General features: G+C 56.4%; 36 protein-coding genes and 1 pseudogene. 5 read left to right on the forward strand and 32 right to left on the reverse strand.

Translation table 11 applies throughout. From position 1 onward, the window contains the following. Positions 1–83 precede the first annotated feature (83 nt). The gene (locus ACP7D4_RS01225; protein WP_426207571.1) at positions 84–788 is read right to left on the reverse strand and encodes a hypothetical protein; all 705 of its coding nucleotides are present in this window, start codon (positions 786–788) and stop codon (positions 84–86) included. Positions 789–991: 203 nt separating this feature from the next. Here ACP7D4_RS01225 and ACP7D4_RS01230 point away from each other — a divergent pair, with 203 nt between their 5' ends. The 5 genes and pseudogenes from ACP7D4_RS01230 (at position 992) to ACP7D4_RS01250 (ending at position 6,125) form a co-directional block, all read left to right on the forward strand. Continuing rightward, positions 992–2,668 carry a transposase gene (locus tag ACP7D4_RS01230; protein WP_426207572.1) on the forward strand — a complete coding sequence of 559 codons (1,677 nt, stop codon included), beginning with the start codon at positions 992–994 and terminating at the stop codon, positions 2,666–2,668. Positions 2,669–2,670: 2 nt separating this feature from the next. Continuing rightward, on the forward strand, positions 2,671–3,579 hold the full coding sequence (locus tag ACP7D4_RS01235; protein ID WP_426207573.1) for a TniB family NTP-binding protein: 909 nt from the start codon (positions 2,671–2,673) through the stop codon (positions 3,577–3,579). Then, positions 3,576–4,793 (forward strand): annotated as a pseudogene (locus tag ACP7D4_RS01240) (TniQ family protein). The gene ACP7D4_RS01235 and the pseudogene ACP7D4_RS01240 overlap by 4 nt, the downstream one beginning before the upstream one ends. A gap of 61 nt (positions 4,794–4,854) precedes the next feature. Continuing rightward, complete coding sequence (locus ACP7D4_RS01245) at positions 4,855–5,469, forward strand: recombinase family protein (RefSeq protein WP_426101517.1); 615 nt, start codon at positions 4,855–4,857, stop codon at positions 5,467–5,469. A gap of 89 nt (positions 5,470–5,558) precedes the next feature. Continuing rightward, positions 5,559–6,125 (forward strand): hypothetical protein, encoded by a 567-nt coding sequence (locus ACP7D4_RS01250; protein ID WP_426101519.1) that lies wholly within the window; start codon positions 5,559–5,561, stop codon positions 6,123–6,125. 586 nt (positions 6,126–6,711) lie between these two features. Here ACP7D4_RS01250 and rplQ read toward each other — a convergent pair. The 31 genes from rplQ to ACP7D4_RS01405 form a co-directional block, all read right to left on the reverse strand. Then, positions 6,712–7,107, reverse strand: a complete 396-nt coding sequence (gene rplQ / locus ACP7D4_RS01255) for a 50S ribosomal protein L17 (RefSeq protein WP_426101880.1) — start codon at positions 7,105–7,107, stop codon at positions 6,712–6,714. A gap of 154 nt (positions 7,108–7,261) precedes the next feature. Further along, entirely contained in the window at positions 7,262–8,239 is a 978-nt protein-coding gene (locus tag ACP7D4_RS01260; protein ID WP_054265842.1) for a DNA-directed RNA polymerase subunit alpha, read from the reverse strand. 149 nt (positions 8,240–8,388) lie between these two features. Then, positions 8,389–9,012, reverse strand: a complete 624-nt coding sequence (gene rpsD, locus ACP7D4_RS01265) for a 30S ribosomal protein S4 (protein ID WP_426101521.1) — start codon at positions 9,010–9,012, stop codon at positions 8,389–8,391. Positions 9,013–9,249: 237 nt separating this feature from the next. After that, on the reverse strand, positions 9,250–9,654 hold the full coding sequence (gene rpsK, locus ACP7D4_RS01270; protein WP_008444339.1) for a 30S ribosomal protein S11: 405 nt from the start codon (positions 9,652–9,654) through the stop codon (positions 9,250–9,252). Between the two features lie 13 nt (positions 9,655–9,667). Next, entirely contained in the window at positions 9,668–10,033 is a 366-nt protein-coding gene (rpsM, locus tag ACP7D4_RS01275) for a 30S ribosomal protein S13 (RefSeq protein WP_426101524.1), read from the reverse strand. Positions 10,034–10,060: 27 nt separating this feature from the next. After that, positions 10,061–10,174, reverse strand: a complete 114-nt coding sequence (gene rpmJ / locus ACP7D4_RS01280) for a 50S ribosomal protein L36 (RefSeq protein WP_010394471.1) — start codon at positions 10,172–10,174, stop codon at positions 10,061–10,063. A gap of 38 nt (positions 10,175–10,212) precedes the next feature. Next, positions 10,213–10,431, reverse strand: a complete 219-nt coding sequence (gene infA / locus ACP7D4_RS01285) for a translation initiation factor IF-1 (RefSeq protein ID WP_005663428.1) — start codon at positions 10,429–10,431, stop codon at positions 10,213–10,215. 23 nt (positions 10,432–10,454) lie between these two features. Next, the gene (secY, locus tag ACP7D4_RS01290) at positions 10,455–11,789 is read right to left on the reverse strand and encodes a preprotein translocase subunit SecY (protein ID WP_426101526.1); all 1,335 of its coding nucleotides are present in this window, start codon (positions 11,787–11,789) and stop codon (positions 10,455–10,457) included. A 33-nt stretch (positions 11,790–11,822) separates the two neighbouring features. Then, complete coding sequence (gene rplO / locus ACP7D4_RS01295) at positions 11,823–12,254, reverse strand: 50S ribosomal protein L15 (protein ID WP_099789584.1); 432 nt, start codon at positions 12,252–12,254, stop codon at positions 11,823–11,825. Between the two features lie 29 nt (positions 12,255–12,283). After that, positions 12,284–12,463: a 50S ribosomal protein L30 gene (gene rpmD, locus ACP7D4_RS01300; protein ID WP_426101529.1), complete on the reverse strand. Its 180-nt coding sequence runs from the start codon at positions 12,461–12,463 to the stop codon at positions 12,284–12,286. 10 nt (positions 12,464–12,473) lie between these two features. Next, positions 12,474–12,992, reverse strand: a complete 519-nt coding sequence (gene rpsE, locus ACP7D4_RS01305; protein WP_426101531.1) for a 30S ribosomal protein S5 — start codon at positions 12,990–12,992, stop codon at positions 12,474–12,476. Positions 12,993–13,004: 12 nt separating this feature from the next. Continuing rightward, a complete protein-coding gene (gene rplR, locus ACP7D4_RS01310) occupies positions 13,005–13,367 on the reverse strand; it encodes a 50S ribosomal protein L18 (protein ID WP_426101533.1) in 363 nt (120 codons plus the stop codon). Positions 13,368–13,375: 8 nt separating this feature from the next. Next, positions 13,376–13,909, reverse strand: a complete 534-nt coding sequence (gene rplF, locus ACP7D4_RS01315) for a 50S ribosomal protein L6 (RefSeq protein ID WP_426101535.1) — start codon at positions 13,907–13,909, stop codon at positions 13,376–13,378. Between the two features lie 12 nt (positions 13,910–13,921). Continuing rightward, positions 13,922–14,317, reverse strand: a complete 396-nt coding sequence (rpsH, locus tag ACP7D4_RS01320; protein ID WP_426101537.1) for a 30S ribosomal protein S8 — start codon at positions 14,315–14,317, stop codon at positions 13,922–13,924. A gap of 14 nt (positions 14,318–14,331) precedes the next feature. Beyond that, positions 14,332–14,637 (reverse strand): 30S ribosomal protein S14, encoded by a 306-nt coding sequence (gene rpsN / locus ACP7D4_RS01325; protein ID WP_426101539.1) that lies wholly within the window; start codon positions 14,635–14,637, stop codon positions 14,332–14,334. 4 nt (positions 14,638–14,641) lie between these two features. Beyond that, on the reverse strand, positions 14,642–15,181 hold the full coding sequence (rplE, locus tag ACP7D4_RS01330) for a 50S ribosomal protein L5 (protein ID WP_426101541.1): 540 nt from the start codon (positions 15,179–15,181) through the stop codon (positions 14,642–14,644). Between the two features lie 3 nt (positions 15,182–15,184). Beyond that, complete coding sequence (gene rplX / locus ACP7D4_RS01335) at positions 15,185–15,499, reverse strand: 50S ribosomal protein L24 (protein WP_426101543.1); 315 nt, start codon at positions 15,497–15,499, stop codon at positions 15,185–15,187. A gap of 9 nt (positions 15,500–15,508) precedes the next feature. Further along, a complete protein-coding gene (rplN, locus tag ACP7D4_RS01340; RefSeq protein WP_426101545.1) occupies positions 15,509–15,877 on the reverse strand; it encodes a 50S ribosomal protein L14 in 369 nt (122 codons plus the stop codon). Between the two features lie 293 nt (positions 15,878–16,170). Next, positions 16,171–16,443, reverse strand: a complete 273-nt coding sequence (gene rpsQ, locus ACP7D4_RS01345) for a 30S ribosomal protein S17 (RefSeq protein WP_426101547.1) — start codon at positions 16,441–16,443, stop codon at positions 16,171–16,173. Then, entirely contained in the window at positions 16,440–16,631 is a 192-nt protein-coding gene (rpmC, locus tag ACP7D4_RS01350; RefSeq protein WP_426101549.1) for a 50S ribosomal protein L29, read from the reverse strand. The genes rpsQ and rpmC overlap by 4 nt, the downstream gene beginning before the upstream one ends. Positions 16,632–16,643: 12 nt before the next feature. Continuing rightward, on the reverse strand, positions 16,644–17,063 hold the full coding sequence (rplP, locus tag ACP7D4_RS01355) for a 50S ribosomal protein L16 (RefSeq protein WP_426101551.1): 420 nt from the start codon (positions 17,061–17,063) through the stop codon (positions 16,644–16,646). 3 nt (positions 17,064–17,066) lie between these two features. Continuing rightward, complete coding sequence (rpsC, locus tag ACP7D4_RS01360) at positions 17,067–17,915, reverse strand: 30S ribosomal protein S3 (protein WP_426101553.1); 849 nt, start codon at positions 17,913–17,915, stop codon at positions 17,067–17,069. A gap of 9 nt (positions 17,916–17,924) precedes the next feature. Further along, a complete protein-coding gene (rplV, locus tag ACP7D4_RS01365; RefSeq protein WP_180279404.1) occupies positions 17,925–18,257 on the reverse strand; it encodes a 50S ribosomal protein L22 in 333 nt (110 codons plus the stop codon). Then, the gene (rpsS, locus tag ACP7D4_RS01370; RefSeq protein ID WP_054265824.1) at positions 18,254–18,529 is read right to left on the reverse strand and encodes a 30S ribosomal protein S19; all 276 of its coding nucleotides are present in this window, start codon (positions 18,527–18,529) and stop codon (positions 18,254–18,256) included. The genes rplV and rpsS overlap by 4 nt, the downstream gene beginning before the upstream one ends. 9 nt (positions 18,530–18,538) lie before the next feature. Further along, positions 18,539–19,366: a 50S ribosomal protein L2 gene (gene rplB / locus ACP7D4_RS01375; RefSeq protein ID WP_093390447.1), complete on the reverse strand. Its 828-nt coding sequence runs from the start codon at positions 19,364–19,366 to the stop codon at positions 18,539–18,541. Continuing rightward, positions 19,366–19,683, reverse strand: a complete 318-nt coding sequence (gene rplW, locus ACP7D4_RS01380; RefSeq protein WP_426101556.1) for a 50S ribosomal protein L23 — start codon at positions 19,681–19,683, stop codon at positions 19,366–19,368. The genes rplB and rplW overlap by 1 nt, the downstream gene beginning before the upstream one ends. Next, on the reverse strand, positions 19,680–20,300 hold the full coding sequence (gene rplD / locus ACP7D4_RS01385) for a 50S ribosomal protein L4 (RefSeq protein WP_426101558.1): 621 nt from the start codon (positions 20,298–20,300) through the stop codon (positions 19,680–19,682). The genes rplW and rplD overlap by 4 nt, the downstream gene beginning before the upstream one ends. Before the next feature lie 2 nt (positions 20,301–20,302). Further along, positions 20,303–20,959 carry a 50S ribosomal protein L3 gene (gene rplC, locus ACP7D4_RS01390; RefSeq protein WP_426101560.1) on the reverse strand — a complete coding sequence of 219 codons (657 nt, stop codon included), beginning with the start codon at positions 20,957–20,959 and terminating at the stop codon, positions 20,303–20,305. Between the two features lie 183 nt (positions 20,960–21,142). Next, on the reverse strand, positions 21,143–21,355 hold the full coding sequence (locus ACP7D4_RS01395) for a type II toxin-antitoxin system HicA family toxin (RefSeq protein ID WP_426207574.1): 213 nt from the start codon (positions 21,353–21,355) through the stop codon (positions 21,143–21,145). Continuing rightward, positions 21,352–21,561, reverse strand: coding sequence for a type II toxin-antitoxin system HicB family antitoxin (locus ACP7D4_RS01400; protein WP_426101564.1), 210 nt, complete (start codon positions 21,559–21,561; stop codon positions 21,352–21,354). Before ACP7D4_RS01400 ends, ACP7D4_RS01395 begins: the two co-directional genes overlap by 4 nt. A gap of 453 nt (positions 21,562–22,014) precedes the next feature. After that, complete coding sequence (locus ACP7D4_RS01405; protein WP_426101565.1) at positions 22,015–22,521, reverse strand: hypothetical protein; 507 nt, start codon at positions 22,519–22,521, stop codon at positions 22,015–22,017. Positions 22,522–22,715: the final 194 nt, after the last annotated feature.

Genomic DNA, 22,715 nt, shown 5'->3' on the forward strand with positions numbered 1-22,715 from the left:
AAGCGGAATAGTACACCGGAGGAAGCGTTCGCGTCGGCGCAGGCTGGGTTTTCTTGACTTGACCGGGTATAACGGGCGTCTGCCTACTTGCCGGCCTGCCCGGCGCCGTGGCCGGATTGCGCGGCGCGCAACCCATCGGCGGGGGCCGTATCGTCCAGTTCCTTCTGCAGCGTTGCCAGGTTGCCATTGATGGTCTGGTAGGAAGAGATGATCTGATTGAGCAAACGATACGTTTCGTGCGCATCGACCACGCCCATCTGGGCATTGCTGAGCGCATCCATCATGCGCGGACCATCCAGAAAGCTATTGCCGCCGGTGATGGAAATCGACTGTATGTCGCGCATGGATGCGTATGCAACGGAATAGCGCTTCAGCGCGTCGGCCTGCATCCAGCTCACGGCCTGGTTGGCGACCGCCACGTCCCAGGCCTCGCGCCGCAGGGTGGGCGTGCGAATGCTCAGCGCAAAGGCACCCCGGTAGTCGCCAAGCAGGCGCTTTTTCAATTCCTCATCGCTTTTCTTGGCATGAATGTCGGCCAGCAAAGCTTCGCGGATCAGCGCCAGTTTGTCCCCCTGCTGTTGGTTATACACGCGGGTTGCCTTGATCTGTTCAATGTTGGCCCGGATCTCCGCATCGATCTTCTCGCTTGCTTCATGCGCGACCGTCCGATGATGCAGTGTCTGGGCGCCGTGTTCGAGCGCCAGCGCGGTCAGGATACTGATGACGATCATCAGATATTCGCCGCCAAATTCTTTCAATGACGAAGCTTTCGGGACTTCAAAATGCATACATGGTTTCCGGATCGAAGAGTTGGGGCGACCAAAATACCTGACACTGATATTGCGAATTGTCATTTTCAGAAGGCGACTGCACCATTTTGTTGACCCAGACGGCGACTGTGCATACGATTCCTGACTTACTTTTGTCAGTAGCCGCCTTCACCATCATCGACTATGCTGAATACTCCTATGCACAGAAGTGAGGTGCGGGCGTGGCAACAGAAATACGGCGCATAGCCGAGCAAGGGGTCTTGACACTGCCGGATGTTGCCTGGGAGCAGGCGCGTCAACGAATGGATGTCGTAGGGCCGCTCGCGGCACTTGATTTCGTCGGACATCAGGCCGCCGATGACGCCGCACACTCGTTGGGCTTGTCCCGGCGGCAGGTATACGTCTTGATCCGGCGCGCACGCCAGGGCTCCGGCTTGGTCACGGACTTTGCGCGAGGTCAGTCCAGCGGCGGTAAAGGGAAGGGGCGCTTATCGGAGCCGGTCGAGCTCATCATCCGCGACCTGTTGCAAAAGCGGTTTCTGACCCGGCAGAAGCGCAGCCTGGCGGCGCTGTATCGTGAAATAATACAGGCGTGCAAGGCACAGAAGCTGCGGGTGCCGGCACGCAACACTGTAGCTTTGCGCGTCGCCAGCCTGGACCCGCGAAAAGTGGTGCGCAGCCGGGGTGGCCAGGATGATGCCCGTGATTTGCAAGGCGTCGGCGGCCTGCCTCCAGAAGTCACTGCGCCACTTGAACAAGTTCAAATCGACCATACAGTCATCGATCTGATTATCGTGGACGAGCGTGACCGGCAGCCCATTGGACGCCCTTACCTGACAATCGCCATCGACGTATTCACGCGCTGCGTGCCCGGTATGGTGGTCACGCTGGAAGCCCCGTCCGCCGTCTCGGCCGGCCTTTGCCTGGCCCACGCTGCCTGCGACAAACGCCCGAGCTTGGAACGTCTGGATGTGGAAATGAATTGGCCGATGAGCGGCAAGCCCAAGCTGCTCTATCTGGATAATGCTGCCGAGTTCAAGAGCGAGGCGCTGCGCCGTGGCTGCGAACAGCACGGCATTCAGTTGAGTTATCGACCGCCGGGCCTGCCGCACTTTGGGGGCGTCGTGGAGCGAATCATCGGCACCGCAATGCAGATGATCCACGAATTGCCGGGCACGAGGTTTTCCAACCCGAACCAACGCGGCAAGTACGATTCGGACGGCATGGCGGCGTTGACGCTGCGCGAATTGGAACGCTGGCTCACCCTGGCAATCGGTGCCTATCACGGCTCTGTGCACGGAACTCTGCTCCAGCCGCCGGCGGCGCTATGGGCCGATGCCGTGGCCCGTTCCGGCACGCCGGCCATCGTCACGCACGCAACCGCTTTCCTTGTCGATTTCCTGCCGGTGATCCGACGCGCACTGACCCGGACGGGCTTTGTCATCGACCACATCCACTACTATGCCGACGCGCTCAAACCATGGATCGCCCGGCGCGGAAGCTTGCCGGCATTCCTGATCCGGCGCGACCCGCGTGATATCAGCCGAATATGGATTCTGGAGCCGGAAGAGCAGCATTATCTGGAAATTCCCTACCGTACCTTGTCCCATCCCGCCATCACGTTGTGGGAGCAACGCCAGGCGCTGGCCAGCTTACGGCAGCTCGGGCGTGAACAGGTGGATGAGGCCGCGCTGTTCCGCATGATCCGGCAAATGCGCGACATCGTGGATACTGCTCAGCACACTACGCGCAAGGCGCGGCGCGATCAGGAACGGCGGCAGCATCTCAAAACGCAATCGCCATCGGGCAAGCTTGCGCCGCCGGTGACTGACGTACCTGATGCCCAAACCGAAGGCCAACCGGCTGCTATGCCATTTGGCCAGATCGAGGAATGGTAGCCATGGACGAATTTCCTGCCATCGACCTATCCCACCTGCTGCCGGGAGCACAGGGGCTGGCCCGTCTGCCGGCTGCCGAGCGTATTCAGCGCATCCGTGCCGACCGCTGGATTGGCTATCCGCGCGCGGTCGATGCGCTGAACCGGCTGGAAACCCTGTTTGCGTGGCCGAGCAAACAGCGCATGCCCAACCTCTTGCTGGTCGGCCCGACCAACAACGGCAAGTCGATGATCATCGAGAAATTCCGCCGTACCCACCCCGCCACATCCACCGACGATCAGGAACACATCCCGGTTCTGTGCGTGCAGATGCCATCGGAGCCATCGGTCACGCGCTTCTATGTGGCCTTGCTCGCCGCCATGGGCGCGCCGCTGCGCCCGCGCCAGCGGCTGCCTGAGATGGAGCAATTGGCGTTGTCGTTGCTGCGCCGCGTCGGTGTGCGCATGCTGGTGATCGACGAGCTGCACAGCGTCCTTGCCGGTAACAGCGTGAGCCGGCGGGAATTCCTCAATCTGCTGCGCTTTCTTGGCAACGAGCTGCGCATTCCGCTGGTCGGGGTTGGCACGCGCGAGGCGTACCTTGCCATCCGGTCGGACGATCAACTGGAAAACCGATTCGAGCCCGTCATGCTTCCATTGTGGGAGGCCAACGATGACTGCTATTCGTTGCTGGCGAGCTTCGCCGCGTCGTTCCCGTTGCGGCGAAGCTCGCCCATCGCCACGCCGGATATGGCCCGCTATCTGCTAACCCGCAGCGAGGGCACCATCGGCGAACTGGCACATCTGCTGATAGCGGCGGCCGTCGCCGCTGCGGAAAGCGGAGAGGAAGCCATCAACCACCGCACGCTTAGCATGACCGATTACGTTGGCCCCAGCGAGCGGCGCCGGCAGTTCGAGCGGGAGTTGATGTGAGCCAGGCGCAACGCTGGCCGCTACATCCGGCCCCCAAGGAAGGCGAGGCATTGTCGTCCTGGCTTCATCGTGTCGCCGACTGCTACCAGATGGACATGCGCGAGCTGCTGGAGCATGATCTTGGCCACGGCCAGATCGACGACCTCGACACTGCGCCGCCGATACCGCTGTTGATAGCCCTGGCTCAGCGCAGCGGCATCGAGCAAGACCGTCTGCGCTGCATGAGTTTCGCCGGCTGGACGCCGTGGCTGCTGGACAGTCTTGACAACTCGGTTCCGTCCGCCCTGGAAACCTATGTTTTTCAGCTATCAGTTCTGCTGCCGAAGGGGCGTCGAAAAACGCGGTCGATCATGAGCTGGCGCGCCTGGCTGCCGATGCAGCCGCTGCGTCGGGCGTGCCCGCCCTGCATTCGCGACTCGGCGGAACATGCGCTGCCACTCATATGGCAATTGCCGTTGCTATTGAGCTGCCCGACGCATTGTTGATGGCTGGAGCCCTATTGGGGAGGGACTGGGACGTTCATGGGCTGGGATGACGCTTCATGTGGGCAGCGGCCGGCCAGTGCGCCGATTTCGGCGATGGACCGGCGCACCTGGCAGGCACTCACAACAGGATACGTCGAGCTACCGCGCCGCCGGGTCCATGCCGGACTTTGGTTTCGGCTGCTGCGCACTTTGTTGGACGAGCTGAACACGCCGATATCGCTGTGCGGATCATACGGTGAAGCTATCCGTTACGTATGGGAGCGATGCGGCCACCCGCTCCGTGCCGGACAGAGCCAATGGCAGGCCTTTGAGATTTTAGCGGACTCGGTGCAGTTGCAAATGCTGGAGGCGGCGGCTACAGCCACCGGGTTGATCGAATCGCAGATTTTGAATGCAGCCGGAGAGTTCGCTGGCTTGTTCGTGCAAGAGCCGCAGAGAGAATTCACAAACGGTCTGCCGGTACACGTGGGATCGGAAGAACCCGTCAACTACTGGCGAAAGGCGGCCGAAGCAATTGAAGAGGCCGTTCTTGATGCTCGACACAATCCCGAAACGGCACGTTCGCTATTCCGGTTGGCGTCGTACGGTCGGAACGACCCTGCTTCTTTGGAGCAACTTAGGGCGATATTTGCTAAAGAGCAAATTCCAGCCGAATTTCTGTTACATTATGAGCCAGCGGAACCCTTTACATGTCATACATTAAGTAACGGGTTAAGTGACAGTTTTTGATGATTGGCAAGTGACAGGACGGACTGTCACACAATCGACCGTATAAGTGACAGACGAAATCATGTTAATTGGATACATGCGGGTCTCGAAGGCCGATGGTTCGCAAACGACGCACTTGCAGCGAGATGCGCTGGAGTTGGCCGGTGTCGACCCGAAGCATCTCTATGAAGATCAGGCATCAGGCAAACGGGAAGATCGTCCCGGCTTGGCCGCCTGTCTCAAAGCGCTGCGCCAAGGTGATACCCTGGCGGTTTGGAAGTTGGACCGGTTAGGCCGGGATTTGCGTCATTTGATCAATACAGTGCATGACCTGACGGCGCGCGGGGTGGGACTGAAGGTGTTAAACGGCCACGGCGCAGCAATCGATACTACAAACGCCGCTGGCAAACTAGTTTTCGGTATATTTGCCGCCTTGGCTGAGTTCGAGCGCGAGCTAATTTCCGAGCGCACTGTCGCCGGGTTGGCATCTGCGCGCGCTAGAGGGCGTAGCGGCGGGCGGCCGTTCAAGATGACGCCTGCTAAGCTTCGCCTAGCGATGGCTTCCATGGGCAAACCAGAAACCAACGTGACTGGGCTTTGTAAAGAACTTGGCGTCACGCGGCAGACTCTGTACCGGCATGTCTCACCCAATGGAGAATTGCGGCCAGACGGCGAAAAGATTATTAACAAGCCATAATTATTGGTTATGATTGGCTTGGTTGCTAAAAATACGGCCCAAGTCAACCTAGGCCGCTATTTCTTTAAAAAATGCACTGCTGCACTAACATGCTTTACCTTAGATTGCTCGGCGTACGTCCATTCACCATTTACTGGGAGTTTAAAAGAATGAGTGCTCAAGGGGAACACATTTTTAACGCAATTCCTGACCTATTAGAAGAGTCGTTTCCAAAACTTGATCGGAGAATCAATCCAAACGGGGCTATCGAAAGACGTACCGCCGCAGCGGCTACCATCTTGGAATTAAGAAATATTTATGTGGAGTGCAAAACTGCAAGGGACAACCAGGAATTCCGGAGTGCTCCAATAGGGCATGCTGCGAACTCATACCGCTATTCCCAGTTTTGTCAGGATACGAGAGATTCTCTAGACAATATCATGTCCGGAGTTCCGGATTTATACGCCCGTGGGTACACTATACTGAACAAGCTGTTGAATGATTTTGAGCATTTCACAACTGATCAGACCGCGCGAAAAGCAAAACGCGATTCACTCGCTTCAAATCGCCGGCAGGATTTTGATAATTGGTATAATAAAACTTACGATTTAATGTATGCATCGTTTAAGAAATTACGGGATGCAGCAATTGTGGTTAACGCGACGCGTGAAATTTAATTGTCGCAAAGAGAACGTATTATAGTAGATGCACGATGCACTATGGAACCGTTGACTATTAAGGTTTGTAGATTTATTCGCGGTTAACTTTAACTCAACGGTTCTCTTTGATCTCTTCCACGCCCTCGCAGCCCGAGTCGCTAAGCGCTGCTCTCTCGACACGGCGTAGCGACACGTGTGCTGTACGCTTGTCTCACGTCCGAGACATTCCTGAACAGGCATTTAGCTGCTGAGCGCGGTTGCTGAGTTCCAAGCGTGCTTTGTTAATAGAGCGCACCCACGGGTATCGCATGCGCGCGTGCCGAAGGAAAGACTTTGAGCCGGCCGCCAGCGCTAACGATAGTACAGCAAATCGAAGCAATCGCCCGTCTCGCGGCGGGGGAGTCCATCGCCAAGGTAGCCCGTGACTTTACACGACACGCCAGTCCATCATGCGGGTACGGGCTAAGCATGTTTCAGTTGGTGCAACCGACTCCAGACATTCGAGCAGTCGCCTTCTGAAAATGACACGAATTTCGCAACCTGGCTCACAAGGGACGAAAAAAAACCAGGCATCGCCTGGCTTTTTCTTCGTATCACGGACTAATTACTCAGCCGTTGGAGCATCTTCAACGTTGGTGACGTCCGGACGATCCATCAATTCAACGTAGCACATTGGCGCATTGTCGCCGACGCGGAAACCCATTTTCAGGATACGCAGGTAGCCGCCATTGCGGTTTGCGTAACGTGGGCCGAGTTCAGCGAACAGCTTCAACACCATTTCGCGGTCGCGCAGGCGGGCGAATGCCAGGCGCTTGTTGGCCAGGGTGTCGGTCTTGCCCATGGTCAGGATCGGCTCGATAACGCGGCGCAGTTCCTTCGCTTTTGGGACGGTGGTCTTGATGGCTTCATGACGCAGCAGGGAAACGGTCATGTTGCGCAGCATAGCCAGGCGGTGGGACGAGGTACGATTCAGCTTGCGAAGGCCGTGACGGTGACGCATGGTAATTCCTTTCGAGTTGTTTAAATCCAGCTCTTCGATCACTCACTGAGTGCGGGCCGGTTGATAGCTTGGTTAGACATCCGGAGCACCCGCCCCGGATGGGGTAAAACTTGGTTCCCCGCGTTCGCGAGGACACGCAACGCTTGCGCGTTGCTTACTTTTCGAGACCTGCAGGCGGCCAGTTCTCGAGTTTCATGCCCAAGGTCAAGCCGCGCGAGGCGAGCACTTCCTTGATTTCGTTCAGGGACTTGCGGCCCAGGTTTGGCGTCTTGAGCAATTCGTTTTCCGAACGCTGGATCAGGTCGCCAATGTAGTAAATGTTTTCTGCTTTCAGGCAGTTGGCCGAACGCACGGTCAGTTCCAGATCGTCGACTGGACGCAGCAGGATCGGATCGACCAGCGGCGCGCGCGATGGCGCTTCGGCGGCAGCTTCCGTGCCTTCCAGTGCAGCGAACACATTCAACTGGTCCACCAGAACGCGGGCCGACTGGCGGATCGCTTCTTCCGGCGTGATCACGCCGTTGGTTTCAATGTTGATGACCAGCTTGTCGAGGTCGGTACGCTGTTCGACGCGAGCCGATTCAACGAAATACGAGACCCGGCGCACCGGCGAAAACGACGCGTCCAGAATGATGCGGCCGATCGTCTTGTTGGTGTCTTCCGACAGGCGGCGCACATTGCCTGGAACGTAGCCACGGCCTTTTTCAACCTTGATCTGCATGTCCAGCTTGCCACCGGCGGTCAGGTGAGCGATCACATGGTCCGGGTTGATCAGTTCGACGTCATGCGGCAAGTCGATGTCGGAAGCCAAAATCGCGCCTTCGCCTTCCTTTTTCAGGGTCAGCGTGACCGAATCGCGGTTGTGCACTTTGAACACAACGCCCTTCAGGTTCAACAGCAAGTCAACGACGTCTTCCTGCACGCCGTCGAGCGACGAATATTCATGGACCACGCCGGCGATCGTCACTTCGGTAGGCGCGTAGCCAACCATCGACGACAGCAGAACACGGCGCAACGCATTACCCAATGTGTGGCCATAGCCACGCTCGAACGGCTCCATCACGACTTTTGCGTGACCGGCGCCCAGGGCTTCAACATCGATAATACGTGGCTTCAACAAACTGTTTTGCATGAAATGTCCTTTTCAATACCCTCGGCTCATTACACCGATAAGGCTGATGGCATTAGTGAAAACGCCCGCGTCAAGAAGAAGCGGGCGGGAAACGATATCAACGGCAAAACCGCCCTCCCTGCGTGAACAAGGAAGGCGGTCAGGCGTTCTTAACGCGAGTACAGCTCGACGATCAGCGATTCATTGACATCGTTAGCGATTTCGTTGCGCTCTGGGAAGCTACGGAAGGTGCCTTCCATTTTCTTCGAGTCAACCGACACCCAGCTAGGCATGCCAATCTGCTCCGCCAGCGACAGCGCTTCGGCGATACGTACTTGTTTCTTCGACTTCTCACGAACTGCAATGACGTCACCGGTACGCACTGCGTACGAAGCGATGTTCACAACGTTGCCGTTGACCGTGAATGCCTTGTGGCTGACCAGCTGGCGCGCTTCGGCGCGGGTCGAGCCAAAGCCCATACGGTAGCAAACGTTGTCCAAACGCGCCTCCAGCAAACGCAGCAGCGCTTCGCCGGTGTTGCCCTTGCGACGGTTGGCTTCGGCGAAGTAACGGCGGAACTGACGCTCCAAGATGCCGTACATGCGCTTGACTTTTTGCTTTTCGCGCAGCTGGTTGCCGTAGTCCGAGGTACGCGCACCGGATTTGACACCGTGCTGGCCTGGCTTGACGTCCAGTTTGCATTTCGAATCGAGGGAGCGGCGTGCGCTCTTGAGAAACAGGTCCGTACCTTCACGGCGGGACAGTTTTGCTTTAGGTCCGATATAACGTGCCACAATAATTCCTTTGTATGACGCCCCGGCAACACCGCATGGTGTGGCAGGCGCTAGTCCACTTCGCTTTCAAGCAGACGGTGGCTTACAAGAGTAAGGATAGCGTTCCAGCCGCGCATGTAAAAACATGGCATGCATGAACAGCCGGGCAGTATACCCTTGCGGGGGCTGCTCCGGCAATCTTTATTTCGCTAACGACGGCCAGACGAATCCGGCGTCGGGTAATTCTTATCGTATTTCTTAGATACGACGACGCTTCGGTGGACGGCAGCCGTTGTGCGGCACTGGCGTCACGTCCTGGATTTCAGTGATCTTGATACCCAGGTTGTTCAAAGCGCGAACTGCGGATTCACGACCAGGACCGGGGCCCTTGATACGCACTTCCAAGTTCTTCACGCCGCACTCGACAGCGACCTTGCCTGCTGCTTCAGCCGCAACCTGCGCTGCGAACGGGGTCGATTTACGCGAACCCTTGAAGCCAGCACCGCCAGACGTCGCCCACGACAGAGCATTGCCCTGGCGATCGGTGATCGTGATGATGGTGTTGTTGAAAGAAGCGTGGACATGTGCAATGCCTTCGGCGACGTTCTTTTTAACTTTTTTGCGTACGCGTGCTGCTGCGGCGCTGCTTTGTTGCTTGGCCATAGTCGTTTCCTAGTTATTTCTTAAGCGATTGTGCGGCTTTGCGCGGACCCTTGCGAGTCCGTGCATTGGTGCGGGTCCGCTGACCACGGCAAGGCAGACCCTTGCGATGGCGCATGCCGCGGTAGCAACCCAAGTCCATCAACCGCTTGATGTTCATGGACAGTTCACGGCGCAGATCGCCTTCGACAACGAACGTTCCGACTGCGTCACGCAGCTTTTCCAGTTCGCTATCGTCGAGATCCTTGACCTTTTTATTGGTCGCTACACCCGTCGTTGCGCAAATTTTTTGTGCGCGTGGGCGGCCAACACCGTAGATGGCGGTTAAGCCGATGACGGTGTGCTGATGATTTGGGATATTAACCCCTGCAATACGTGCCATTCGTTATCCTCAATAAATAACGTTAAATTAACCTTGACGCTGCTTATGACGCGGTTCCACGCAGATTACGCGGACAACGCCTTTGCGCTTGATGATCTTGCAGTTGCGGCAGATCCGCTTGACTGATGCGAGAACTTTCATAATTGCCTCTTTACGATTTGGTTCGACTTCTAAATTATTTACTTGGTCCGGAACACAATCCTGGCCCGGCTCAGGTCATAGGGCGTGAGCTCCACCGTGACCTTGTCGCCAGGAAGGATGCGGATATAGTTCATCCGCATCTTTCCCGAAATATGTCCGAGCACCACGTGACCGTTTTCCAGCTTTACCCGAAACGTAGCATTTGGGAGATTCTCGAGAATCTCGCCTTGCATCTGTATGACGTCGTCTTTTGCCATTCGGTTCGACCGCTCCTGGGCGCTTATCGCGTCGGAATACCGCCCTTGAAATTCGCCTTGCGCAGCAGCGATTCATATTGCTGCGACATGACGTAGTTTTGTACTTGAGCCATGAAATCCATGGTAACAACCACAATAATCAACAGGGACGTACCGCCGAAATAGAAAGGAACTTTCCATTTGGCCTGTAAAAATTCCGGCAACAAACACACCAAGGTGATGTACACCGCACCAGCCAGTGTCAAGCGCATCAGGATCTTGTCGATGTAGCGGGCAGTCTGGTCGCCTGGACGAATCCCGGGAACGAATGCACCACTTTTCTTCAAGTTATCCGCTGTTTCTTTGCTGTTGAACACCAGCGCCGTATAGAAGAAACAGAAAAAGATGATTGCCACTGCATACAACAGCGCATGGATGGGCTCACCGGGCCCCATCGATGCTGCCAAGTCTTTCAAGAAACCGATCACCGGGCCGCTGGTGTCCTTACCCTTGGTGAACCAGTCGACGATCGTCGCGGGAAACATAATGATCGACGAGGCGAAGATCGGCGGAATCACGCCGGCCATGTTCAGCTTCAAAGGCAAGTGGCTGGTTTGACCGCCATATACCTTGTTGCCGACCTGCTTCTTCGCATAGTTGACCAAAATCTTGCGCTGACCGCGTTCCACGAACACCACTGCGAAGGTCACGAAGGCCACCAGCATCAGGATGACGATCAACGCCACCGGGTGCATCGAACCGTTCGATACTAGCGAGAACATCTGCACCAGTCCGGCCGGCAATCCCGCTGCGATACCAGCGAAAATAATGATCGAAATACCGTTACCGAGGCCGCGCTCCGTGATCTGCTCGCCGAGCCACATCAGGAACATGGTACCAGTCAACAGCGTCACTACCGTAACGAAGCGGAACACCATGCCAGGCTCGATCACCAGATTCGGCTGCGACTCGAGCGCGACCGCAATGGCAAAAGCCTGGAACAACGCCAGCACTACCGTGAAGTACCGGGTGTACTGGGTAATCTTGCGGCGTCCGGATTCGCCTTCTTTCTTTAACGCTTCCATCTGCGGGGAAACGATCGACACCAGTTGCATGATGATCGAGGCCGAGATGTAAGGCGTGATGCCAAGTGCAAATACCGCGAAACGTTCCAGCGCGCCGCCCGAGAACATGTTGAACATGCCCAGGACACCGCCAGAGTTTTGCTTGAACAGGCTAGCCAGTTGTGCCGGGTCGATTCCTGGGACAGGAACGTGCGCACCGAGACGATAAACGACTAACGCGCCAAGCAAAAACCAGAGACGACCCCAAGGGAAACCGGCAGCTGCACTTTTACCGAGTTGTGAATTAGTCGCCAATTTTTGCTCCGATCAAGCTGTTAGATCTGCAACTTACGCTACCGAGCCGCCAGCTGCTTCGATTGCCGCTTTCGCGCCTGCAGTCACTTTCAAGCCTTTGAGGTTCACCGCTTTGGTGACTTCGCCGGACAGGATCACGCGCACATCGCGCGCCAGGACTTGCAAAATGCCAGCTTGCTTCAACACTAGGATGTCGACATCGCCGACAGGCAGGTTGTTCAGGTCCGACAGGCGTACTTCAGCTTTGAACGTTGCGTTGAGCGATTTGAAACCACGCTTAGGCAGACGGCGCTGCAGAGGCATCTGACCGCCTTCGAAACCGACTTTATGAAAGCCGCCCGAACGCGATTTCTGACCTTTGTGACCACGGCCAGCGGTTTTACCGATGCCCGAGCCAATACCACGACCGACGCGACGCTTGTAGTGCTTGGCGCCTTCGGCTGGTTGGATTGTGTTCAATTCCATAAGTTTCTCCGTTACTTAAGCCCGAAGGCTTAAGCGACTACTTTAACGAGGTACGACACTTTATTGATCATGCCGCGTACGGATGGGGTGTCCTCTAACTCGCACACCGAGTTAACACGACGCAAGCCCAGACCGCGGACGGTGGCACGGTGGTCTTGCCGCGTGCCGATCAGCCCTTTGACCAATTGTACTTTGATGGTGTTTGCCATGATGTTCCTCTTAGCCCAGGATGTCTTCGACCGACTTGCCGCGCTTGGCGGCGATGTCGGAAGCAGTACTCATTTTTGACAGACCGTCGAGCGTGGCGCGCACCAGGTTGTAAGGGTTCGACGAGCCCGTGGATTTCGCCACGATATCGGTCACGCCCATTACTTCGAAGATAGCGCGCATTGCGCCGCCAGCGATCACGCCGGTACCTGGCTTGGCGGGCATCATGATGACTTTCGATGCGCCGTGCTTGCCCGATACGTTGTGGTGGATCGTGCCGTTCTTGAGAGGTACCTTGATCAGGTTGCGACGGGCTTCTTCCATTGCCTTCTGCACACCAACCGGTACTTCCTTCGACTTGCCCTTGCCCATGCCAATGCGGCCATCGCCGTCACCGACGACGGTCAACGCGGCGAAACCCATGATACGACCACCCTTGACCACTTTGGTCACGCGGTTGATCGCGATCATTTTTTCGCGCATGCCATCATCCGGCTTGTCGCTTTGCATTTTAGCTTGCATTTTTGCCATGACGATTCTTCCTTAGAACTTCAGACCGGCTTCACGCGCGGCTTCAGCCAACGCCTTCACACGGCCGTGGTAACGGAAACCGGAGCGGTCAAACGCAACTTCGGTAATCCCTGCTTTGAGTGCTTTCTCCGCTACACGCTTGCCGACCAGGGCAGCAGCGGCGGCATTGCCGCCGGCGCCGCTCTTGCCTGCCAGTTCGGCGCGCACTTCCGCTTCGGCCGTCGAGGCCGAAACGAGAACTTTGGCGTCCGGGCTGATCAGGCTGGCGTAAATGTGCAGGTTGGTACGGTGTACCGACAAGCGATTTACTTTCAGCGAAGCGATCTTGATGCGGGTCTGGCGTCCACGACGCAGACGTGATTCTTTCTTGTCCATGGTCAGCCTTATTTCTTCTTGGTTTCTTTAAGCTTAACCACTTCGTCCACATAGCGGACGCCCTTGCCTTTATAAGGCTCAGGGGAGCGGTAAGCACGCACTTCGGCAGCGACTTGACCAACCTGTTGACGATCGATACCCTTGATGATGATCTCGGTCGGGGTTGGGGTGGTCACGGTCACGCCGGCTGGCATCTGGTGCGCAACAGGGTGCGAGAAACCCAGCGACAGGTTCAGCTTGTCACCGGCGGCCTGGGCTTTGTAGCCCACGCCTACCAGCGACAGCTTCTTCTCGAAGCCTTTGGTCACGCCGGTCACCATATTGTTGACCAAGGCACGCAAGGTGCCGGACATCGCGTTCGACTCACGGCTGTCGTTGACGACGTCAAACGACAGGGTGCCATCTTTGTTTTCTACTTTTACCAAGCCGTTCAGGTTCTGGGTCATGGTGCCCAGCGGGCCCTTGACGGTGATCGCTGCTGCAGTGATCGCCACTTCGGCGCCAGCTGGAACAGTGATCGGCATTTTAGCTACTCGGGACATTGTCGATACTCCTTAAGCCACGTAGCAGATAACTTCGCCGCCGACACCGGTGGCGCGTGCTTTGCGGTCTGTCATGACGCCTTGCGGGGTCGACACAATCGCCACACCCAGGCCGTTCATGACGGTAGGGATATCATCTTTGCCCTTGTAGACGCGCAGGCCCGGACGGGACACGCGCTCTAAGCGCTCGATGACCGGACGGCCAACGTAATACTTCAAACCGATCTTCAGTTCCGCCTTGCCACCAGCTGCGGTGACGGCGAAATCTTCAATGTAACCCTCGTCCTTGAGGACGTTGGCAATCGCCACTTTGACTTTCGACGATGGCATGGCCACGGTCGTTTTTTGAACGCCTTGTGCATTGCGAATGCGGGTCAGCATATCGGCGATAGGATCGCTCATACTCATTGCATATTCTCCTATTACCAGCTTGCTTTAGTCATACCCGGAATTTCACCACGCATGGCGAATTCACGGAGCTTGATGCGACCCAGACCGAATTTACGGAATGTGCCACGCGGACGACCGGTGATTGCGCAGCGGTTACGCTGGCGGGTCGGTGCCGAGTTGCGCGGCAGAGCCTGCAACTTCAGACGGGCTTCATAGCGTTCTTCTTCCGTCTTCGACTGGTCATCGATGATGGCTTTCAGAGCTGCACGCTTAGGGGCAAATTTTGCCACCAGGTCTGCACGCTTCTGTTCGCGGTTGATCAGTGATAGTTTTGCCATGATCTCAGTTTCTGAACGGAAATTTAAAGGCGGCGAGGAGTGCTTTCGCTTCGTCGTCGGTCTTGGCGGTCGTCGTGATGCTGATATTCAAACCACGCAGCACATCGATCTTGTCGTACTCGATTTCAGGGAAAATGATCTGTTCCTTGACACCGATGTTGTAGTTGCCACGACCATCGAACGAACGGCCATTCACACCACGGAAGTCGCGCACGCGCGGCAGGGCCACGGTGATGAAGCGATCCAGGAACTCGTACATGCGGGCGCCGCGCAGGGTGACCATCGCACCGAGTGGGTAGCCTTCACGGATCTTGAAACCTGCAATAGCTTTACGTGCCTTGGTGGTCACTGGCTTTTGGCCGGCGATCTTGGTCATGTCGCCCATTGCGTGTTCGATGATCTTCTTGTCCGCGATTGCCTCGCCCAAGCCCATGTTCAGGGTGATCTTGGTCAGGCGCGGCACTTCCATTGGCGACTTGTAACCAAATTTGGTTACGAGGTCGGCAACGACTTTGTCTTTATAAAACTCTTGGAGACGTGTCATGATTTAAGCTTTCACTACTTCGCCGGAGGACTTGAAAACGCGGACTTTCTTGCCGTCTACGTCTTTGAAGCCCACGCGGTCTGCCTTGCCAGTCGCTGCATTGAACAATGCAACGTTGGACACGTGAATCGGCATTGTCTTATCGACGATACCACCAGTTACGCCGGTCATTGGGTTAGGCTTGGTCGCTTTTTTAGCGATGTTGACGCCTTCAACCACGACATGTTCAGCGTCTACACGCTGTTGAACAACGCCGCGCTTGCCCTTGTCTTTGCCGGTCAGAACGATGACTTCGTCGTTTTTACGAATCTTATCCATTGCGACTCCTTACAGAACTTCAGGTGCCAGGGACACGATCTTCATGAACTTTTCAGTGCGCAGTTCGCGCGTGACTGGTCCAAAAATACGGGTACCGATCGGCTCGAGCTTGGCGTTGAGCAGTACGGCGGCATTGCCGTCGAACTTCACCAGCGAGCCGTCTGGGCGGCGCACACCTTTAGCGGTGCGGACAACCACGGCGTTATAAATTTCACCTTTTTTGACACGGCCGCGTGGCGCAGCAACCTTGACGGTTACCTTGATCACGTCGCCAATGCCAGCATAACGGCGCTTGGAACCGCCCAATACCTTGATGCACATAACTTCCTTGGCACCGGTATTGTCGGCTACTTCGAGCCGGCTTTCAGTTTGAATCATAGTATTCTCTTTCCCAACTTAAGCCGAAGAATCCCCACGATGTGGGCCTGCGGTCAGTCTTGGTCCCGCCAGTGCCCTCCTTGCTGGAGAACGCTGATTGGGTGATGGACTTTCCAAAAACTTACGTTTTATTAGGCCGCTGCCACCGGGGTGACTGATATGCGGCGTTACATGAACGAAGCCCGCTAGTATCACACAATACTGGCGGGCCCGCAAGAACTATTATCCGGAAGCTGGCTGCCGCGCTCCTCTGCGGCCGCCCCATCCGGCACTACTGGTAAAGCTTAAAGCTCTTAGATAACTGGCGCTGCCTGAACAACGCGCGTTACTGTCCAAGCTTTGGTCTTGGAGATCGGGCGACCTTCCTGGATCTCGACGGTGTCACCCATCTTGACCACATTGCCTTCGTCATGCGCGTGATACTTGTTCGAACGCATGATGATCTTGCCGTACAGCGGGTGCTTGACGTGACGCTCGATCAACACGGTAACCGTCTTGTCCATCTTGTCCGACACCACTTTACCGACCAGCGTGCGCTTCAGCGCTACTTTAGGGGTGTCGCTCATTTGGCTTCCTTCGAGTTCATGACAGTCTTTACACGCGCGATATCGCGGCGTACCTTCTTGAGCTGCGAAGTGTTGCTCAGCTGTTGCGTAGCGATTTGCATACGCATGCCGAACTGGGCCTTCAACAACTCATTCAGCTCTTTTTCAAGCGCTGGCTGGTCTTTGCCGCGGAGTTCTGATGCTTTCATTTACAACTCCTTTTAAGTGCCGACTTGGCGGATGACAAAAGTCGTCGCCAGTGGCAGTTTGGCTGCGGCCAGACGGAACGCTTCACGTGCCAAAGTCTCGTCGACGCCGTCCATCTCGTACAGTACCTTGCCTGGCTGAATTTCAGCGACGTAGTACTCTGGATTGCCTTTACCGTTACCCATACGAACTTCAGCTGGCTTGTTCGAAATTGGCTTGTCCGGGAAAATACGGATCCAAATACGACCACCGCGCTTGATGTGACGGGTCATGGCACGACGTGCAGCTTCGATCTGACGCGCCGTGATACGGCCGCGGGCGACTGCCTTCAGACCGAATTCACCGAACGAGACCGCGGTGCCGCGGGTGTGCGAAATGCCGGTGTTACGGCCTTTCTGCTCTTTACGATACTTCCTGCGTGCTGGTTGCAGCATGATTTATTCTCCTGCTTTCTCAGCTGGTGCGGCAGCTGCGGCTTCCGGCTTCTTCACTGCGACTGCAGGACGGGCCTTGACCACTGGTGCGCCAGTTGGGGTTGAACCTGGACGGCCAGGGGCGCCGGCTGGACGCGGACGGCCAGCTGGCTTGCCATCGTCACGGCGCGGGCCGCGGCTCTTCTTTTCGTCAGCCGGGCTATCGATGACTGGTGCGTCGCCGTTTGGCGCGCGGTCACCTTTGTATACCCAGACCTTGACGCCGATGATGCCGTAGGTCGTTGCCGCTTCGCTGGTACCGTAGTCGATATCGGCGCGCAGCGTGTGCAGTGGCACACGGCCTTCGCGGTACCACTCTTTACGAGCGATTTCGATACCGTTCAAACGGCCCGAAGACATGATCTTGATACCGAGTGCACCGAGACGCATGGCATTTTGCATGGCGCGCTTCATTGCACGGCGGAACATGATCCGTTTTTCCAGCTGCTGCGAAATCGAATCGGCGATCAACTGCGAGTCAATTTCCGGCTTGCGGATTTCTTCGATGTTCACGTGAACCGGCACACCCATAATCTTGGTCAGCGCGGTCTTCAGTACTTCGATGTCCTCGCCTTTTTTACCAATGACCACGCCTGGGCGTGAGCTGTAGATCGTGAAACGCGCGTTCTTGGCAGGACGCTCGATGACGATGCGGCCAACCGAAGCGTTCTTCAGTTTCTTTTTCAGATAAGCACGTGCTGCGAGATCTTCGTTGAGCATTTGGGCAAAGTTACCATTGCCCGCGTACCAACGCGATGCCCAGTTACGGGTTACTGACAGGCGAAAGCCTGTTGGATGAATCTTCTGTCCCATCGTGACCCCTTAGTTACCGACAGTCACGTAGATGTGACAGGATTGTTTCGAGATACGATCGCCCCGACCTTTAGCGCGTGCAGTAAAGCGCTTCAGGATCGGACCCTTTTCAACATAGATCTGTACGATTTTCAACTCGTCGATGTCAGCGCCATCATTGTGTTCGGCGTTCGCGATGGCGGACTCCAGAACCTTCTTGATGATCGTTGCACCTTTTTTCGGGCTGAACTGCAAGATGTCGAGTGCTGCGCCGACTTTCTTGCCGCGAATCAGATCGGCAACCAGGCGGCCTTTTTGATCCGACAGGCGCACACCTTTGAGGATAGCTTTGGTTTCCATTATTTCTTCGCCTTTTTGTCAGCGGCATGGCCCTTGAACGTACGGGTCAGTGCGAATTCGCCGAGCTTGTGTCCAACCATGTTCTCGGAGATGTACACCGGCACGTGCAGCTTGCCGTTGTGTACAGCGATCGTCAGACCGATGAAGTCTGGCGAAATCGTCGAACGGCGCGACCAGGTTTTTACTGGCTTTTTGTCTTTGTTCGCTTGCGCGGTTTCGACTTTTTTCACCAGGTGGGCGTCGATAAACGGCCCTTTTTTCAATGAACGTGTCATGTCTTATCCTTATTTCTTGCCGCGGCGCGAGACGATCATCGAAGTCGTACGCTTGTTACGGCGCGTCTTCTTACCCTTCGTCTGTTGGCCCCAAGGCGACACTGGATGACGACCAGCTGCGGTTTTACCTTCACCACCACCGTGCGGGTGATCGACCGGGTTCATGACCACACCGCGAACGGTAGGACGGACACCGCGCCAGCGCATCGCACCAGCTTTACCGATCTTGCGCAGGCTGTGTTCGGCATTGCCGACTTCGCCAACGGTTGCGCGGCACTCGATGTGCACGCGGCGTACTTCACCCGAGCGCAGGCGCACTTGAGCGTAGGTACCTTCGCGTGCCATCAGCACCACGCCGGCGCCGGCGGTACGGGCCATCTGGGCACCCTTACCTGGCAGCATTTCGACGCAATGCATGATCGTACCGACCGGGATGTTGCGGATCGGCAGGCAGTTGCCCGACTTGATCGGCGCTTCCGAACCGTTCATCACGCTGTCACCAACGGCCATGCCCTTGGTAGCGATGATGTACTGGCGCTCACCGTCTGCATAGCACAGCAGGGCGATGTTCGCGGTACGGTTTGGATCGTATTCGATACGCTCGACCTTTGCCGGAATACCATCCTTCTGACGCTTGAAGTCGATCAGGCGATAGTGCTGCTTGTGACCGCCGCCGATGTGGCGGGTGGTGATGTGACCGTTGTTGTTACGGCCGGCAGTTTTCGATTTCTTTTCAACCAGGGCTGCGAACGGACGACCTTTGTACAGGTCCGGGTTCACAACCTTCACCATGCCGCGACGGCCTGGTGAGGTTGGTTTCATCTTTACGAGTGCCATTATTTAGCCTCCTCGACAAAATTGATTTCCTGGCCAGGCTTCAGGCACACGAAAGCACGCTTGGTATGATTGCGACGGCCATTGAAACGGCCCGAACGCTTTTGCTTACCTTGGCGATTGGCTGTCTGGACGGACAGGACTTCAACCTTGAACAACAGTTCAACGGCTGCCTTGATTTCAGGCTTGGTCGCATCCGGCAATACGCGGAACACGATCTGCTCGTTCTTTTCCGCGACCATGGTGGCCTTCTCGGAAATGACCGGCGCCTGGAGAACCTTCATCAGGCGCTCTTCGGAAAATTTCAGTATGCCGCTCATGCGAACATCTCCTCGATCATGGCCAGTGCTGCTTTGGTGACCACGATTTTTTTGTAGAACACCAGCGACATCGGATCTGCATGCTTCGGCTCAACGACGAGCACGTGCGGCAGGTTGCGCGACGCCAGTTCCAGGTTCTCTTCCAGATTGTCGGTGATGATCATGACCGATTCCAGACCCATGCTGGCAAGCTTCTGCGACAGCATTTTGGTCTTGGGAGCATCGATGCTCATCGACTCAACGACGACCAGACGCTCTTCACGGGCCAACTGGGACAGGATCGAGCAGATACCTGCGCGATACATCTTCTTGTTGACTTTGTGGGTGAAGTTCTCGTCAGGCGAGTTCGGGAAAATACGACCGCCGCCGCGCCACAGAGGCGAGGACGACATACCGGCACGAGCGCGGCCGGTGCCTTTTTGGCGCCAAGGCTTCTTGGTCGTGTGGTGGACTTCTTCACGGTCTTTCTGCTTGCGGTTACCCGAACGCGCGTTAGCGGCGTAGGCGACCACGATCTGGTGAATCAGTGCTTCGTTGTAGTCACGGCCGAAAACGGTATCGGCTGCAGCAACGTTCGAACCTGCTTGTCCTTGCTCATTCAGAAGCTTGAGTTCCATAATTAAGCTCCCTTCTGAACTTTGGATTTAATGGCAGGCGAGACGATCACTTGGCCATTTTTCGCACCTGGTACGGCGCCTTTGACCAGCAACAGCTGACGGTCGGCATCGATACGGGCGATGACGAGATTCTGTACGGTACGGTTAACGTCACCAAGGTGACCGGTCATGCGCTTACCAGGGAAAACGCGACCTGGATCCTGCGCCATACCGATCGAGCCCGGCACATTGTGCGAACGCGAGTTACCGTGGGTAGCGCGACCGGAAGAGAAGTGGTAACGCTTGATGACGCCAGCGTAACCCTTACCGATCGTAACGCCCTGAACGTCGATCTTTTGACCGACTTCGAACAGCGAAGCGGCGACGATGTCGCCAGTTTTCAGTTCGGCAGCTTTGCCTGCATCTACGCGGAATTCGCGCAGCATGGTGCCGGCTTCGACGCCAGCTTTGGCGTGGTGACCCGCTACCGATTTGGTCACGCGGGAAGCGCGACGTTGACCGAAAGCGACCTGAACAGCGGAGTAACCGTCTGTTTCAGGAGTTTTGACTTGCGCAACACGGTTGTTCGACACGTCCAGCACGGTGACAGGGATCGAGTCCCCTTCATCCGTAAAGATGCGCATCATTCCAACCTTGCGACCGAGAAGGCCTAGGCTCATTTTTTCTCCATTCCCACCTGCGATTGGGCGGGGCTTTGTTTAACTACCAAGTAAAGGACAGATTCAAAACGGACGAATCCATACCGAAGCCGGCTAGTATAACGTGCAAAAGGGCTTGACGCAACAACTTAGTTGGGGGTATGGCGATGTGTTGTGTCAGCGTTTGGGGCAGTACGGCGGCGCTCACAGGTCGGAAGCGCCCAAGCCCGTTCGCTTGGCAATGCGCGCCAGCATGACGGGGCCAATTTCTGCGCTGTCGTGGAACGCGAACGCGACATCTGGCCGGCCGTCACGGCTGAGCGTGCGATGCGAACCGCTTTGTCGCTTTATTGTCCAGCCTGCTTTTAGAAGGGCAGCCAAAACCCGCTTGGCCTTCGATGAAGGCCACTGCGTCATACGTTAACGGGAAGAGAAATACTAAAACTGATAGGCAACGACTCGCCATGTTCAATGCGCTCGGCAATGACCCTCAGTGCGAGCACCTGTGCTTTCGCCATCGCATCATTGGGCGACATGCCGTAGGCCATCACACCCGGCAATTCAGGAACCTCCGCAATCCAGCGACCGTCAGCTTCCTGCTCGCATTCCAAGGTCAAGTTCATCGCGCCCCCCGTTTCAGCGAGTTTATCACGCCCTCCCCCGCCAAAGCACAATAGTAAGCAGCCGATTGGGTGAGACTCCGGTAGCGGTTGTTGCCCGGCCAGCCTTTGCGATTGTGGAAATCTCTAGAAATCTCTAGGGGGTCAGTTCCCCCATTGCAATCTCTAGCAGCCTGTCGGACTATGGGTAAAAAAGAAACTTTATTGACCGCTTGCTGAAAATTTAGGCTAAATTTCCGCATTTAAATGCCACGAATGGTATCCAGAGCCAATATTTTTCGTTTCAGGCGCGCAATCGTGTTTTAGTTTCGCAAGTCCGACAGGCTGCTAGGGGGTCAGATCCCCCATTGCGACACGAGCTCATCAAGCAGCAGATGTGCTCGTGTCGCAATGGGGGAACTGACCCCGGGGGAGGTTGCAAAACGAATGCCTGCTGTGTAGGCCGCAAAGCAAGTACTACGGCACTAGGACGCTCTTGCCTACCGCCGCCCGCCGCAGCCGCGTCCACAGCCGCGTGACCCGCGACAGCAAGCTCTCGCGCAACATGCCCGACGGCAGCACCGTTCCACCCGCGAACGGCACGGCCAGCGTCCAGCGCAGCGGGCGGCAACCCGCGCGCTTGGTGTAGTGACTGAGCACGGTTTTTGTCTCTGAGCCACCAAAGTCGAGATGGCGCTCCTGCAGGAAGATAAACATCGGCTCAACGTGGCGCCGGTTGCCGCGCACGCTGACTTCGACGCAGGCCGGCAGCACGCTGCCCTCGCTCAGCGTGGCCGTCGCACTCACTACATAATGCCGCCCCGCATCGAGGCCCAGGCTGTCGAGCGAGGTCGGGCGCAGGAAGGAATCGCCGTCGCCCAGCGGAGCGCCCTCGTTGATCGCCCATTCCCAGACCGGATAGGCAGCAAAATCCGCACAGGCAATCTTGCGGATGGAGCGGCGGCTGTCAAGGTCGATGGTCATGGCAAGCTGCGTGGCAAAGGAGGATTCCAGTCTACCTTGGCGCTGCAATTTCTGTCCAGCAACTACGTGTGCGGCGTTGTATTCGAGCTAAAATAGATTGCTTGATTGATTACAAAACGTGCCCATCTAGGGTTGTTGTAGCAAGACCCGGCCAATCGGGTCTTTTTCGGAATTTCAACCAAGGAGAGATTTAT

This window comes from Massilia sp. TWP1-3-3, assembly GCF_049897805.1.
GTDB lineage: Bacteria > Pseudomonadota > Gammaproteobacteria > Burkholderiales > Burkholderiaceae_D > Telluria_A.

Bases quoted from the DNA above. Each gene is read 5' to 3' on its own strand.
- ACP7D4_RS01235 (WP_426207573.1), top strand. From the start codon at position 2,671: ATGGACGAATTTCCTGCCATCGACCTATCCCACCTGCTGCCGGGAGCA.
- rpsE (WP_426101531.1), bottom strand. From the start codon at position 12,992: ATGGCAAAAATGCAAGCTAAAATGCAAAGCGACAAGCCGGATGATGGC.
- ACP7D4_RS01405 (WP_426101565.1), bottom strand. From the start codon at position 22,521: ATGACCATCGACCTTGACAGCCGCCGCTCCATCCGCAAGATTGCCTGT.
- rplW (WP_426101556.1), bottom strand. From the start codon at position 19,683: ATGAGCGGCATACTGAAATTTTCCGAAGAGCGCCTGATGAAGGTTCTC.
- rpsH (WP_426101537.1), bottom strand. From the start codon at position 14,317: ATGAGTATGAGCGATCCTATCGCCGATATGCTGACCCGCATTCGCAAT.
- rplR (WP_426101533.1), bottom strand. From the start codon at position 13,367: ATGGACAAGAAAGAATCACGTCTGCGTCGTGGACGCCAGACCCGCATC.
- rpmD (WP_426101529.1), bottom strand. From the start codon at position 12,463: ATGGCAAACACCATCAAAGTACAATTGGTCAAAGGGCTGATCGGCACG.
- rplP (WP_426101551.1), bottom strand. From the start codon at position 17,063: ATGCTGCAACCAGCACGCAGGAAGTATCGTAAAGAGCAGAAAGGCCGT.
- rplE (WP_426101541.1), bottom strand. From the start codon at position 15,181: ATGACACGTCTCCAAGAGTTTTATAAAGACAAAGTCGTTGCCGACCTC.
- rplF (WP_426101535.1), bottom strand. From the start codon at position 13,909: ATGTCCCGAGTAGCTAAAATGCCGATCACTGTTCCAGCTGGCGCCGAA.
- rpsC (WP_426101553.1), bottom strand. From the start codon at position 17,915: ATGGGACAGAAGATTCATCCAACAGGCTTTCGCCTGTCAGTAACCCGT.
- rplO (WP_099789584.1), bottom strand. From the start codon at position 12,254: ATGGAATTGAACACAATCCAACCAGCCGAAGGCGCCAAGCACTACAAG.
- ACP7D4_RS01260 (WP_054265842.1), bottom strand. From the start codon at position 8,239: ATGCAAAACAGTTTGTTGAAGCCACGTATTATCGATGTTGAAGCCCTG.
- rplN (WP_426101545.1), bottom strand. From the start codon at position 15,877: ATGATTCAAACTGAAAGCCGGCTCGAAGTAGCCGACAATACCGGTGCC.
- ACP7D4_RS01245 (WP_426101517.1), top strand. From the start codon at position 4,855: ATGTTAATTGGATACATGCGGGTCTCGAAGGCCGATGGTTCGCAAACG.
- rpmC (WP_426101549.1), bottom strand. From the start codon at position 16,631: ATGAAAGCATCAGAACTCCGCGGCAAAGACCAGCCAGCGCTTGAAAAA.
- rplB (WP_093390447.1), bottom strand. From the start codon at position 19,366: ATGGCACTCGTAAAGATGAAACCAACCTCACCAGGCCGTCGCGGCATG.
- rplQ (WP_426101880.1), bottom strand. From the start codon at position 7,107: ATGCGTCACCGTCACGGCCTTCGCAAGCTGAATCGTACCTCGTCCCAC.
- ACP7D4_RS01250 (WP_426101519.1), top strand. From the start codon at position 5,559: ATGCTTTACCTTAGATTGCTCGGCGTACGTCCATTCACCATTTACTGG.
- rpsN (WP_426101539.1), bottom strand. From the start codon at position 14,637: ATGGCAAAACTATCACTGATCAACCGCGAACAGAAGCGTGCAGACCTG.
- infA (WP_005663428.1), bottom strand. From the start codon at position 10,431: ATGGCAAAAGACGACGTCATACAGATGCAAGGCGAGATTCTCGAGAAT.
- rpsM (WP_426101524.1), bottom strand. From the start codon at position 10,033: ATGGCACGTATTGCAGGGGTTAATATCCCAAATCATCAGCACACCGTC.
- ACP7D4_RS01225 (WP_426207571.1), bottom strand. From the start codon at position 788: ATGCATTTTGAAGTCCCGAAAGCTTCGTCATTGAAAGAATTTGGCGGC.
- rpsK (WP_008444339.1), bottom strand. From the start codon at position 9,654: ATGGCCAAGCAACAAAGCAGCGCCGCAGCAGCACGCGTACGCAAAAAA.
- rpmJ (WP_010394471.1), bottom strand. From the start codon at position 10,174: ATGAAAGTTCTCGCATCAGTCAAGCGGATCTGCCGCAACTGCAAGATC.
- rplC (WP_426101560.1), bottom strand. From the start codon at position 20,959: ATGAGCCTAGGCCTTCTCGGTCGCAAGGTTGGAATGATGCGCATCTTT.
- rpsS (WP_054265824.1), bottom strand. From the start codon at position 18,529: ATGACACGTTCATTGAAAAAAGGGCCGTTTATCGACGCCCACCTGGTG.
- rplD (WP_426101558.1), bottom strand. From the start codon at position 20,300: ATGGAACTCAAGCTTCTGAATGAGCAAGGACAAGCAGGTTCGAACGTT.
- rpsQ (WP_426101547.1), bottom strand. From the start codon at position 16,443: ATGAGCGACACCCCTAAAGTAGCGCTGAAGCGCACGCTGGTCGGTAAA.
- ACP7D4_RS01395 (WP_426207574.1), bottom strand. From the start codon at position 21,355: ATGACGCAGTGGCCTTCATCGAAGGCCAAGCGGGTTTTGGCTGCCCTT.
- rplX (WP_426101543.1), bottom strand. From the start codon at position 15,499: ATGGATAAGATTCGTAAAAACGACGAAGTCATCGTTCTGACCGGCAAA.
- ACP7D4_RS01400 (WP_426101564.1), bottom strand. From the start codon at position 21,561: ATGAACTTGACCTTGGAATGCGAGCAGGAAGCTGACGGTCGCTGGATT.